The organism is Dyadobacter sp. UC 10, assembly GCF_008369915.1.
Lineage (GTDB): Bacteria > Bacteroidota > Bacteroidia > Cytophagales > Spirosomataceae > Dyadobacter.
In genome coordinates this window covers 6,744,123-6,756,651 of the sequence record NZ_VSRN01000001.1, presented here as the reverse complement: position 1 = coordinate 6,756,651, position 12,529 = coordinate 6,744,123, and the positions used below count along the sequence as shown (strand labels likewise).

At 46.4% G+C, this 12,529-nt stretch carries 10 protein-coding genes; 2 read left to right on the top strand and 8 right to left on the bottom strand.

The annotated features are described in order from the left end of the window. The first annotated feature begins 56 nt into the window (after window positions 1–56). The gene (locus FXO21_RS27845; protein WP_149643162.1) at window positions 57–974 is read left to right on the top strand and encodes an alpha/beta fold hydrolase; all 918 of its coding nucleotides are present in this window, start codon (window positions 57–59) and stop codon (window positions 972–974) included. On the opposite strand, the gene FXO21_RS27840 is transcribed toward FXO21_RS27845, so the two are convergent. Beyond that, window positions 975–2,084, bottom strand: a complete 1,110-nt coding sequence (locus FXO21_RS27840) for a T9SS type A sorting domain-containing protein (RefSeq protein WP_149643161.1) — start codon at window positions 2,082–2,084, stop codon at window positions 975–977. Between the two features lie 133 nt (window positions 2,085–2,217). Continuing rightward, a complete protein-coding gene (locus FXO21_RS27835; RefSeq protein WP_149643160.1) occupies window positions 2,218–3,276 on the bottom strand; it encodes an isoaspartyl peptidase/L-asparaginase family protein in 1,059 nt (352 codons plus the stop codon). Window positions 3,277–3,410: 134 nt separating this feature from the next. Between FXO21_RS27835 and FXO21_RS27830 the strand changes: the two genes are divergently transcribed. After that, entirely contained in the window at window positions 3,411–5,267 is a 1,857-nt protein-coding gene (locus tag FXO21_RS27830) for a glycoside hydrolase family 2 protein (RefSeq protein WP_149643159.1), read from the top strand. A gap of 130 nt (window positions 5,268–5,397) precedes the next feature. Here the strand turns inward: FXO21_RS27830 and FXO21_RS27825 are convergent, their stop codons facing one another. From FXO21_RS27825 to FXO21_RS27800, 6 genes are all read right to left on the bottom strand, one after another. Next, the gene (locus FXO21_RS27825) at window positions 5,398–7,668 is read right to left on the bottom strand and encodes an NADP-dependent malic enzyme (RefSeq protein WP_149643158.1); all 2,271 of its coding nucleotides are present in this window, start codon (window positions 7,666–7,668) and stop codon (window positions 5,398–5,400) included. 96 nt (window positions 7,669–7,764) lie between these two features. Further along, a complete protein-coding gene (locus FXO21_RS27820; RefSeq protein ID WP_149643157.1) occupies window positions 7,765–8,973 on the bottom strand; it encodes an MraY family glycosyltransferase in 1,209 nt (402 codons plus the stop codon). A gap of 129 nt (window positions 8,974–9,102) precedes the next feature. Beyond that, entirely contained in the window at window positions 9,103–9,852 is a 750-nt protein-coding gene (locus tag FXO21_RS27815; RefSeq protein ID WP_149643156.1) for a glycosyltransferase family 2 protein, read from the bottom strand. Next, complete coding sequence (locus FXO21_RS27810) at window positions 9,849–10,415, bottom strand: putative colanic acid biosynthesis acetyltransferase (protein WP_149643155.1); 567 nt, start codon at window positions 10,413–10,415, stop codon at window positions 9,849–9,851. The genes FXO21_RS27815 and FXO21_RS27810 overlap by 4 nt, the downstream gene beginning before the upstream one ends. After that, window positions 10,372–11,298 (bottom strand): glycosyltransferase family 2 protein, encoded by a 927-nt coding sequence (locus FXO21_RS27805; RefSeq protein ID WP_149643154.1) that lies wholly within the window; start codon window positions 11,296–11,298, stop codon window positions 10,372–10,374. Before FXO21_RS27805 ends, FXO21_RS27810 begins: the two co-directional genes overlap by 44 nt. A 49-nt stretch (window positions 11,299–11,347) precedes the next feature. Beyond that, window positions 11,348–12,505 carry a glycosyltransferase gene (locus FXO21_RS27800; protein ID WP_149643153.1) on the bottom strand — a complete coding sequence of 386 codons (1,158 nt, stop codon included), beginning with the start codon at window positions 12,503–12,505 and terminating at the stop codon, window positions 11,348–11,350. Between the last annotated feature and the right edge of the window lie 24 nt (window positions 12,506–12,529).

Sequence of the window (12,529 nt, the reverse complement as noted above, 5' to 3'; positions counted from 1 at the left end):
ACTGAAACCGTATATTACAATATCCGGTGAATGCAAATACTGTAACATTCGTGCGCATGTCAAGTCTTAAATTTCTTCGGCCGATCTTTTTGTTCATCCTACTTACTACTTCCCTGAGCTCCTGTTTTTCAAGATATATTATCTCGGCAAAGGAAGTCAGGAAGCATTATGCGCAAAAAAAAGTCAAGCCCGTAGAACATATCATCAAAAACGATACACTTTCGCTTTGCATAGCAAGCATCGGCTCCGACACGCTTCCTATGTTACTTTTAATCCACGGTGCGCCGGGTTCACTTTGGGGTTATATGAACCTGATGGACGATGAAGATCTTCAGAAGCATTTTCATATCGTATCGGTCGACAGAGTTGGTTACGGTAAATCGAGGCTGAAAAAGCGTCGGCACGTCACTTCCATTGCTACCCAGGCTAATGCATTGTTACCCGTTTTCGAGATGAATAAAAGTAAGGAAAAGGTAACAGTACTAGGTCGCTCTTATGGCGCGCCCATTGCAGCCAAACTCGTTTCTATGGTTCCGGATAAGGTAAAAGAGCTGGTAATGGTGTCGCCAGTGATCGATCCTGAAAAGGAAAAATTTTACTGGTTTTCGAAATGGGGTAAAAATTCGTTCATCCAGCTTTTTCTTCCCGGCGCTTTCAACACGGCCACTGCGGAAAAATACAGTCATTCTGATGAACTTAAAAAGCTGCTGCCAGTTTGGCAAAATCTGCATGTTCCTACCACGGTCATTCAGGGTGGGAATGATTGGATCGCGGATCCGGCTAATATTGATTTTGCCAAAAAGCATATCAAAAGCAAACGCGCCCAGTATATTTTCCTTTACAATGCAGGCCACATGATCACCTATACGCATTTGTCGATGATCAAGGAAATGCTTCTGAAAGGTCTGCTATTCAAGGAAAAAATTACTTCCGTCGAAATGACGACTGTCGGAGATCAGACCACCGGTAACTGATCATCGAACCACTTTTTGCGAAACAGATTCGAGAGCATTGTCAGCCTTGATGATATAAATCCCGTGAGAGAGATGCCGCATATCAAACCGTTCCTGTACCGAGATAGCAGGTGAAAGAGTTGAAATCTCGCGGATCGTTTTTCCACTCATATCGATTAGCTGTAAACGTATTACGGCTTTTTTCTTGCTGTAAGCCTTCACGGTAACAAAATCGTCGGTAGGTACCGGATATGCTTCAATTGCCATAGAAACTTCGGAAGAGGAAACATTTGGTACTGATGTAACCGGATTTCCATATTCGGCAGATTCGTAAGGCGGAATTTCAACCGTTTCGCCGGGCTTATCGGACACGTTGATTGTTCCCTCGCGATAGCTCTCAGAAATGACAACGCCATCCCGCCATTCGCTCACAACCATCGCAAAGAGATAATTACCAACTACTTCCGGCGCTTTCCAGATCAGCTTGTTCAATGCAGGTTCTACTTTAAACGTACCATTCGCGCTGATTTCGTTTGGAAACAGATACGAACGATCGGGCATTCTCACGCCGCAGGTTCCAGGAGATGGTTTGCTGATGCGGTGAACTTTAACCGAAACACTATCCCGGTCGGCAACGGTTGGTTTAAGGTCAACTGAAAAAACCTGCCTCACACCTGCATCGAAAGCGAGGTAGGGCAGGATTGGAGTTGAATTAGCAACCTGGGTATCGATCACTGTCCAGATAAACATGGAAGTCTCCAAAGAATTATCAAGGTTCAGCATGCCACCGGTGCGGTTATTAACAGCGGCTGAAATCTGGAAGATGCCTGTTGTAGGAAAAGTATATTGCTGTTCAAAATCTACGGCGATAATGCTTCGGGAACCTGGGACCGGACTAGTAATAGTTCTCGGCAAATTACGCGTCGTGCCATTTCCCAGACAGACCGTCACTTCCTGCATGGCATCTGCCGCTCCGCCACCTTGTTGGCGATCCAGGTAAATCCGGACTTTAATATTATAAGTTTGCCCCGAAATGTGCGCTGCCATGATCTCGCCGCCCTGTAAATGAGTGGCGTAACTTGCGTTACAAAACAACGCGATCAAGAAGAGAATCCCGTAGATTGATTTCATAGAAGGAAAGGCGGCGTTAAGTTACTTAATGTAAACACAACGCTGGAAACGCCCTGTTTTGTATGATTGTAACCAGAAACAAATGCATAAAACTGCATTCTTTTTCATATCAGATTTTAATCCGGAAACCTTGTCAATCTTTGTAAATAAGTACCTCGCGCGTTCCGTCATTTTTGATGTAACCGCGGTACATTCCTTCGCTATTGAATGGCATTGCAATGTTACCGTCACGGTCCAGAGAAATAATGCCTCCTTCGCCGCCGCGCTTCACCAGCTTTTTCACCACCTCATTGGCAGCCTCTTTAAGGGGCATTCCTTTGTATTCCATGAGTGCGGAAATGTCGTAAGCTACGACCGAGCGTATGAAATACTCGCCATGACCCGTTGCCGAAACCGCGCAGGTGGCATTGTTCGCATAAGTGCCTGCACCAATGATAGGGGCATCGCCGATGCGTCCGTATTTTTTATTTGTCATTCCGCCGGTAGATGTCCCCGCAGCGAGGTTCCCGAATTTATCAAGCGCCACGCAGCCTACTGTCCCGAACTTCCTGCCTTCCGTGAATATCACTTCTTCGTCACGCTGCAACCCTGTTTTGGGAGCTGCTTTCACTTTCTGCTCTTCCCTGGAATTATGATCCAGTTCAGTCTTATCAGCTTCTTTGGCTTTTATCAATGCCTTGTACCTGGCTTCGGTATGGAAATAAGCAGGGTCGACAATAGTTATCCCCTGTTGCTTCGCGAATTTTTCGGCTCCTGCACCAGCCATCATCACGTGTTCCGATTTTTCCATGACGGCAATGGCGGCGCTGATTGGATTTTTAATAGTGGTGACACCTGCGACCGCACCGGCTTTCAAGGTTTTGCCTTCCATGACCGAAGCATCCAGCTCATTTTTACCCTCATTGGTGAAAACAGCACCTTTACCTGCATTGAATAACGGCGAATCCTCCATTACATGAATTGTCGCCTCAACCGCCTGAACGCTGGTGCCGCCGTTTTTGAGCACGGCATATCCTTTTTCCAGGGCAGAATTCAGAACCGTTTTGTACGCCTTCTCCTGCTCCGGGCTCATATTCGCTCTTGTGATCGTGCCCGCACCACCGTGGAGGACCAGCGTGATTTTGTCAGAAAAATCCTGTGCAAATAGCGGCAGGTTCAACAGAACCAGGAAGAAGAAACAGAGCTTTTTCATCGATTAGTAATTTGAGCGAGTTGTAAAACCTAATATAACCAATATTTAATGCTTTCGAATTTCACAGTAAAGCATATTTTTGGCGGTCTTTTAAGATGATAAGGATTAAATTATTTCAGTAACAAAAACTCAGAATGAAAAAAGTACTCATTTACCTGACCGCCCTTTTCGCCTCCGTCCAGCTTCTGTATGCGCAGGAAAGTGGTGAGTGGAAATACAAGGAAGGCAAGATAGTATCCCCGTGGGCAGAAAAAGTTTCAGCGGCGAATCCGCATCCAGAATATCCCAGGCCACAATTGGTGCGTAAAAACTGGCAGAATATTAATGGACTGTGGAATTATTCGATCGTTCCGCAATCTGCTGCGGAAACGAAACCTGCTACTTTCGACGGGAGAATCCTGGTGCCTTTCGCAGTCGAATCTGCATTATCGGGTGTCGGCAGAACAGTCGGCAAGGATAGCGTATTGTGGTACAATCGCACGATTGATTTTGCTCCGAAGCTAAAAGACCAGCGCGTGTTGCTTCATTTTGGAGCCGTCGACTGGAAATGTGAGGTATTTGTGAATGGAAAACCTGCGGGTTCGCACCAGGGAGGTTATGATCCGTTTAGTTTCGATATCACCGACTTACTGATTAAAAAGAAGCAGCAGGAGATCAGCGTAAAAGTCTGGGACCCAAGCAGCGACGGGCCGCAGCCGAGAGGTAAGCAGATTAAAAACCCGCACGGAATTTGGTACACCCCTGTCACCGGAATCTGGCAGACAGTCTGGCTGGAAACGGTTCCGACAAGTTACATTGTCAGTATCTTACCAGTACCTGATATCGATAAGCAGGTTGTCAATATTGCGTCCGAAATCAAAAATGCAAAAGAAGGGGACAAAGTCAAAATTGTCGCTTTCGACGGTACCAGCAAAGTAGCAGAACAGGAGGCAGCACCGAATGCTACCGTCGCCCTAACTATTTCCAATCCCAAATTATGGTCTCCCGACAGCCCGTTTTTGTACGATCTTACAGTAACGATCACCAGAAATGGAAAGGTAATTGACGAAGCTAAAAGCTATTTTGCCATGCGTAAAATAGGAGTGCAGGCTGACAAGAACGGAATTCAACGGATGACATTGAACAATGAATTCCTGTTCCAGTACGGTCCGCTTGACCAGGGCTGGTGGCCGGACGGACTTTACACGGCTCCCACTGACGAGGCTTTGAAATTTGACATAGTCAAAACCAAAGAAATGGGTTTCAACATGATCAGGAAGCATGTGAAGGTGGAGCCGGCAAGATGGTACCGCTACTGCGACGAGCTGGGCATGCTGGTGTGGCAGGATATGCCTAGTGGCGATATGGGCAATAAATGGGAACAACGCCCGGGTATAACCGGTAACGAAACCAGTCGCGACCGCACGCCTGAGTCTGAGAATATATTTAAAACGGAATGGAAGGCGATCATGGATGCAAACCGTTTTTTTCCGTCTATCGTGGTTTGGGTTCCGTTTAACGAAGCCTGGGGGCAGTTCAAAACCGAGGAAATCACGGAATGGACTATGAAATATGATCCTAGCAGGTTAGTAAACAGCGCCAGTGGGGGAAATTTTCACCCGGTAGGCCACATTATCGATATGCACAACTATCCTGAGCCTGTGATGCCCAGACCAGATCTATTCGGGGCGAAGCAGATTATCGTGCTGGGTGAATTTGGTGGTTTGGGACTACCCGTTGAGCAGCATACCTGGCAGCAAAAAGATAATTGGGGCTACCAGAGCTTTAAAACGCAGGAAGAGCTTTACAAACGTTATGAAAGTTTGATCGGAAAATTCGAGCCATTGATCAGAAAAGGCTTATCCGCGGCGGTTTACACCCAAACCACCGACGTAGAAGTAGAAACAAACGGTTTAATGACCTACGACCGTAAAATCATTAAATTCTCCGAAGCAAAACTAATGCAAATCCACAAGCCGCTTTACAATGCGGAGTTTGTGAAGATGAAATAGGGGAGTAAGGGAGGATGGAGTAAGGAGAAACGGAAAAAGGGAAGAGAGCAGATAGTTTCCTGCATTCTTCCCTTTTTTCCTTTCCTCCTTACTCCCTTCCTCCATTCTCCCTTCCTCCATCCTCCCTTTACTACCCCTTCATCTGCGCCTCCACGACCGCAATAGCGACCATGTTCACGATCTCGCGGACTGAGCTTCCAAGCTGTAATACGTGCACTGGCTTTTTCAATCCCAGGAGGATCGGCCCGATTGTTTCCAGCTCGGCTGCTTCCTTGAGCAGGTTGTAAGCGATGTTGCTCGCCGAAAGGTTGGGGAATATCAATGTATTGGCACCGCCGTCAACTAAGTCGCTGAACGGGTGGTTTTCTTTCAGCAGTGTGGTATTGAATGCAAGATGGGCCTGCATTTCTCCTTCTACCACCATGGTCGGATTTCTCTTTTTCAGGATTGCAGTAGCTTCCCGCATCTTTTCAGCATCATGGCCGGCTGCACTGCCGTAGTTGGCATACGTAACCAGCGCAATTCTCGGAGAGATATTGAACCGTTCTACTGCTTTTGCGGTCAGTTCGGTGATTTCGACAATCTCGTCTACTGTCGGGTCAAGATTTACAGTAGTATCAGAGAAGAACAGCGGGCCGCGCGGGGTGAGCAGAATGTACATACCTGCTACTTTATTGACACCTTCCTGCTTTCCGATCACGTGCAATGCCGGGCGGATCGTATCAGGATAAGTGCGGGTCAAACCCGATATAAATGCATCCGCCTCACCATTTTCCACCATCATCGAGCCAAAGTAGCTCTTGAAGTAAATCGTCCTTCTCGCTTCGATCGGTGTAAGCCCCTTTCTTTTACGCTTATCGTATAGTTTAGAGGCATAAGTATCGATCATATGCTCGTTTTCCTCTGCACGCGGATCCACGATAGATACATCTCCCAGATCGAGCTTACTTTCTTTGATCAGGTGCTGAATTGTTTCTTTGCTACCCAAAAGGATCGGAATCGCAATGCCTTCATCTCTCACCTGTTGGGCTGCACGCAATACCTGAATGTTTTCGGCATCTGCGAAAACCACTCTTTTCGGAGCAAGTTTAGCTTTGTTAAGGATTACCCTCGAAATCTGCTCGTTACGGCCCAGGCGGCTTGAAAGTTCCTGCTCGTACGCATCCCAGTCCGTAATATCCCTGCGCGCGACACCTGTCTCCATTGCCGCTTTCGCAACTGCAGGGGCCACTGTTGTAAGCAGGCGCGGATCTACCGGTTTTGGAATAATGTAATTTTTGCCGAAAACAATATTGGTCTCATTATAAGCAAGGTTCACAATATCGGGTACCGGCTTGGTCGCCAGATCAGCAAGCGCGTGTACCGCAGCAAGCTTCATCTCTTCATTGATTTCTGTGGCCCGAACATCCAGCGCGCCACGGAAAATGTAGGGGAAACCGAGCACATTGTTTACCTGATTAGGATAATCTGAACGTCCGGTTGCCATAATCACATCCTCCCTGGCTTCTACTGCGTCGGGATAAGGTATTTCCGGGTTGGGGTTGGCCATAGCGAGCACGATCGGATCTTTCGCCATCGATTTGACCATGTCTTTCGAAACGATATCAGCGGTAGAAAGGCCAAGGAAAATGTCGGCGCCTACCATTGCAGCTTCCAGGGAATCAAAAGCAAGGTCGGTCGCGAATTGCTTTTTCATTTCACTCAGATCGGTGCGACCGTTGTGAATATGTCCTTTTGTATCGAACATCGCCACGTTCTTAGGATCAACGCCGAGGGATATGTAGAGTTTGGTGCAGGAAACCGCGGAAGCGCCGGCTCCCGAAACGACTACCCTGATCTCTCCAATATTTTTGTGAACGAGTTTAAGTGCATTCAGCATTGCGGCTGCACTGATAATCGCAGTTCCGTGCTGGTCATCGTGCATGACCGGAATATTCAGTTCTTTTTTAAGGCGGGTCTCTATTTCAAAACACTCAGGCGCCTTAATATCTTCGAGGTTGACGCCCCCAAAGGTTGGTTCCAGGATTTTAACCGTGCGGACAAATTCGTCGACATCCTTGGTATTCAACTCAATATCAAAAACATCGATATCTGCATAGATCTTAAACAGAAGACCCTTTCCTTCCATGACAGGCTTGGAAGCTTCGGGGCCGATATCACCCAGGCCTAAAACAGCTGTTCCGTTACTGATTACGGCAACCAGATTGCCTTTTGCAGTATACAGATATGCATTTTCAACATTTTCGGCGATTTCGAGACATGGCTCCGCTACTCCGGGAGAGTAGGCCAGTGAAAGGTCCCGCTGCGTGCTGGTTTCTTTGGTTGGAATGACCTGGATTTTGCCCGGTCTGCCTTTCGAGTGGTAATATAGCGCGTCTTCTTTTCTGATCTTTTTTTTCATACCTGTATAGCAATATTTTCGTGCTAAGGTACAAACATTAGGTTCATGCCAATGAAATTTACATGGCTATTCACCGTAAAATGATCAGCTTTTCAATCAGGCGTCCCTGACGGTATTGCTTGAAGAAGGCAGGTCGTTTTCGTTGAAAGAAGGACTATTTACCAATTTTTTCTTCGCTCTTACTGTAACGATCCTTTTCTTGAGAATATGTGCAAAAAGCATGTACGCTCCGAACATCGCTATATAAATGTAAAGGGAAGCGGTATTGGTGATGTCTCCGTGAAAGGTAAAGAACAGTGCAGTGTTGATAATTGTCACCATCCACAGGGAGAACGATGCCCAGAAGTGGTTAAGACCGTTATCCAGCAGAATATGGTGCATGTGATTGCGGTCGGCCACGAAGGGGGAGCCGCCTTTGAATATGCGGACGATGAATACGCGCAATGTGTCAAAAATAGGGACGATCAGCAGCACCATCACGATAATCGGCGCATTGAAGTAAGCGTTTGGATCGTGCAGGTAGCCGACGTTGAGGGACAAGAATTCAACCGAAAATATCGACAAAAGATATCCGACGATCAGCGATCCTGTGTCTCCCATGAAGATTTTGCTGGTTTTGGAAAAATTAAACCTTAAAAAACCCAGTAGAGAGCCTGACATTGCAAATGCAAGGCAGCCAAATGAAAAGTGGTCATTCAGAATAAACCATATCCCAAAGCCCAGCCCCGCGATCAGGCTGATGCCGCCAGCGAGTCCGTCTATTCCGTCGATCAGATTAATCGCATTAATGATCGCGATAAATATGAACACAGTCAGCGGAATGCTGATAATATCCGCCACGGCGTGAATTCCGAAAATCCCGTAAAAGTTGTCAACCTTAAAGTTGCCCATCGCAACGAGGATCAGCGAGGCAAAAATCTGGATGATCAGCTTTTTGGTAGGGTCCACCGCCAGTATATCATCCTTGATCCCGAGAAAGAACAAAATGATCACGCCGGTCATGGCGAGACTGATCAGGTTTGAATCGAGAATATTCTCAGAGTGCGGCCATAGAAAGTAGGCGATCAGGGTTGCTGCGAAAATGGCAATACCTCCGAGCGTCGGCGTTTCTGTTTCGTGTGAGCTGCGGAAACCCGGTTTAGCCGTCAAATGCAGCAGGTTCGACAGGTTTATGATAATAGGAATGGAGATGATCGAGAGAAAACAGGCTATCAGAAAGGAAAGGAGGCATTGATACACATCGTGGTGGATGATGTTGCTGAAGTTTCCTTCACTTAATATCTGAAGAGGTAACTTTAATTCCATAGTGTCTGCAATATTTTATGAAGTGTAAAGAGGAAATTCCTAGTCAAATGACGTAAATTTCGTGAATATAGGAAATATCCAAATAACACAATTACAAATATATTTATTCTGTGGTGAATGTGATCTACTTTAAAACTTGATAAACTGAAAAATCTTTCTCACCGGTTTAAGCCATAATGTATAAAACCGGGGAGTTAAGTCATTTGTTTTCCACGCTTTAAGGTCGTTTCTGTTCGCAAGGATCCTGTTCCTGAATGAACTGTTACTGATCCCGCCGCTTCTCATTTTTACAAGTACCTTCGGCAGGTAACCGATATTAATTTCTGCTTTGTGTACAAATCTCAGCATTAGCTCGTAGTCGGCCGCGCTCCCCAGGTCCAGGCGGAATTTGCCAAGCCTTTCGTAAAGCTCCCGGCGCACAAAAAACGTCGGGTGAGGCGGCATCCAGCCATTTAAAAATGAGCCTTTGCGGTACAGGCCAGACTTCCATTTCCTTTTAACAACCGAGCCGTTGGTGAAGTCAACATATTCAAGATCACCATAACACGCATCGTAGTTGCCTGACCGCATCAATTTTACCACCTCCGAAACCACTGTTGAATACGCGTAAAAATCATCGGCATTCAGAATCCCGATGATATCACCCGATGCCAATTGTATGCCTTTGTTCATTGCGTCATAAATTCCGGCGTCTTTTTCGCTGACGAATTTACTGACTTTTCCTTCGAAAGATTTGACAATATCCTGTGTCCCGTCCCTGGATCCTCCGTCCACAACAATGTATTCAATATCAGGATAATCCTGATTTACAATTGATTCTATGCATTTCCTGATGGTGGCCGCACCGTTGAAAACGACGGTCAGTATACTTACTTTCAATGGGTTATAATTCTTGTTTTAACGTATTTGGCAGGATTTCCCTGGTAAATTCCATCGGCTTCCATATTGTTGGTTGCGACTGAGTTAACAGTCAGAACCGCGTGCGAACCAACTTTTACGCCTGGGCATACCGTCGCTTTCGCACCGATCCATGCACCTTTTTCGATCGTAATCGGCCTCACAACAAGGTCAAATCCGCTCCTTGAATAATTATGGTTGCCGGTCAAAAGCAAGCAGCCTTGCGACAGGCAGACGTTTGATTCAATAGTCACCAAAGTGAGGTTGTCGATCCACACATTTTCTCCGATCCAGGTATAATCGCCGATTTCAAGGAACCAGGGATATTTAATGTTCACTTTCGGCTTGATCACGACCCCTTTTCCAATCCTGGCACCGAACATTTTCAACAGCCATACCTTGAATCCCGAAGGGTAAGGAATGTGTGTATTCAAGAACAGGCGGCCGGTGAAATACCATAAAAGTTGTTTCGCGAAGCTGCCTGGCTTGTACCAGCTGTTGTCATACTTTGACAGATCGGTTTGGGTTTTTAAGGTCTTTTCCATATTCCGTTCTGAAATGTGTAATGATCTGCTCTTTGTCCCTGCCGGCCCGGTAATACACTTCGTATATCTTGGCGTCGACGAGGAAGCGGTACCAGAAACCTTGTAAAAAATGCCATATAATACCTTTCAAACCATCCAGAAAACCGAGTTTTAAAAAATACCGGTAGCTGAAATAAATAAATGGCCGGGTAAAAAGCGGCATTTTCGAATACTGCACTTTGAGATAGCGCGTCCGCTGTTCCTGCGTTCCCCAGAACTTCGGCTCTACGGTCGGTTTGCTATCAAAATTATATTTAATGTTCAATAAATCAATTACTTCTCTGATTGCATAATTGTTATGCTTTTGGGTCCACCAGGTGAGGTTGTTCAGGTTATGGTCGACGATATCGTATTTGAGATTCTGAACCGTCCCGCTGCTGAGCTTGATGTGCTCGTCCATCCACAATTCTTCGCAGGTACCTATTCCCCGCCGCCAGATCCGCAACAGCCAGATAGGGTAGTAGCCACCCCGTCGGATCCATTTATCCATAAAAATCACGCGCCGTTTCACATACAGTCCTGATACCCCCTCACCAATTTGCGGCAGCGACGCTTTCAGCTCATTGGCCAGTTCGGGCGTAATGTATTCGTCGGCATCCATCCGCATCAGCCAGGTGGTTTGGAACGGATTATTGGCAATACCAAAATTGAACTGGAAAGAATAGGAAACCCAGGGATTCCGAATTACCGTTGCGCCGAGATTTTCAGCGATGGAAACTGTGTCGTCCGTGGAAAAGGAATCGACAATGAAAATCTTGTTCGTTACCAGCTGAAGGCTTTTAATGCAGCGTCCGATGTGCTTCGATTCATTGTGTGTCAATATTATGACGGATAAATCAATCATATCCAGGGTCAAACGTTTCGGACTAGCTTTTCAGCGGTTACTTAAATGCTCAAAGATAGCTGGTTTTTTTAATCTTCTTGTATTCTTCCAATAATTGATTGGCAACCACTTTGATGTCGAAATTTTCGGTTACCATATCGTAGGCGCGATTTGCGACTTCCCCGGCGTAACTTTTATCTTGTAATATTTTAAGAATACCTTCCGCTACACCATCACTGTTCAAGGGAGTTAAGAAAGCAGCGTCGTACTTTCGGATGTAGTCGCCAAAGCCGACACGGTCGGACACAACCGTCGGGATTTTGCAGCTCATCGCTTCCAGTACGGCAATTGAAAATCCTTCGGAATAGGACGGAAGAACGAATAGGTCGGCGTCGGAAAATGCCTCTTTTTTATCCGTATCTGTCAGCATACCGACCAATTTAACACGACCGCTAAGCTGATGTTTCTGAATGAATTCTTCTGTTTCCGCCTGGTAGCCGTCGTCGGGTCCGGCCAGGATCAGTATTGCTTCCGGTAATTGTTTGTGAATTTTTTCAAATGCAGGTAACAGCAGGTCGAGCCCTTTCTTGATATTAAGCCGGCCCATAAAAAGAATTAGCTGCTGCGCGTCGCCGATCTGGTGTTTAGAGCGGAAAATGCCTTTTGCCGGCAAATTCTGGTAGTCAGAAAGCTTCATTCCATTTGGCACGATGACCATATTCTTCGGCCGGTAACCCAGATAGCGGATTACGTCTTCTTCCTCATCGGTATTATTAATTTGAATAAGATCTGCTTTTCCCAACAATCGCTTCTGGTACAATGCGGTGACGATCTGCTTTTTCCATTTACTGTGCGCCACTGCCCATTTATCCAGCAGGCCGTGAATAGTAATCACTTTGACCGCTTTGCCGGGGATCAAAAATGGCGCAAGGCTGCCGAAGTGCCAGATTCCGTGCATATGTATCACATCGTATTCATCGATATGTTTTTGCAGATATTGATACATTTCAACGGAAAATTCCCTGTAAATGTCACTTATCGGCGTAGTTCTGGCGCATGGGATCAGCCGTGCACCTTCGGGGGCCGGGTACATTTTTTCGCCGGGCGTCATCGGGCTCAGGATGTCGACCTGGTGTCCCTGGGCGAGCACCTCGGTTGTGTGGTCGTAAATAATGCGGGCCGGTCCGCCGATTGCCCAGGTATATGCACAAATATTTAAAATTCGCATTTGCTCAATTGAGTGTATATTCTA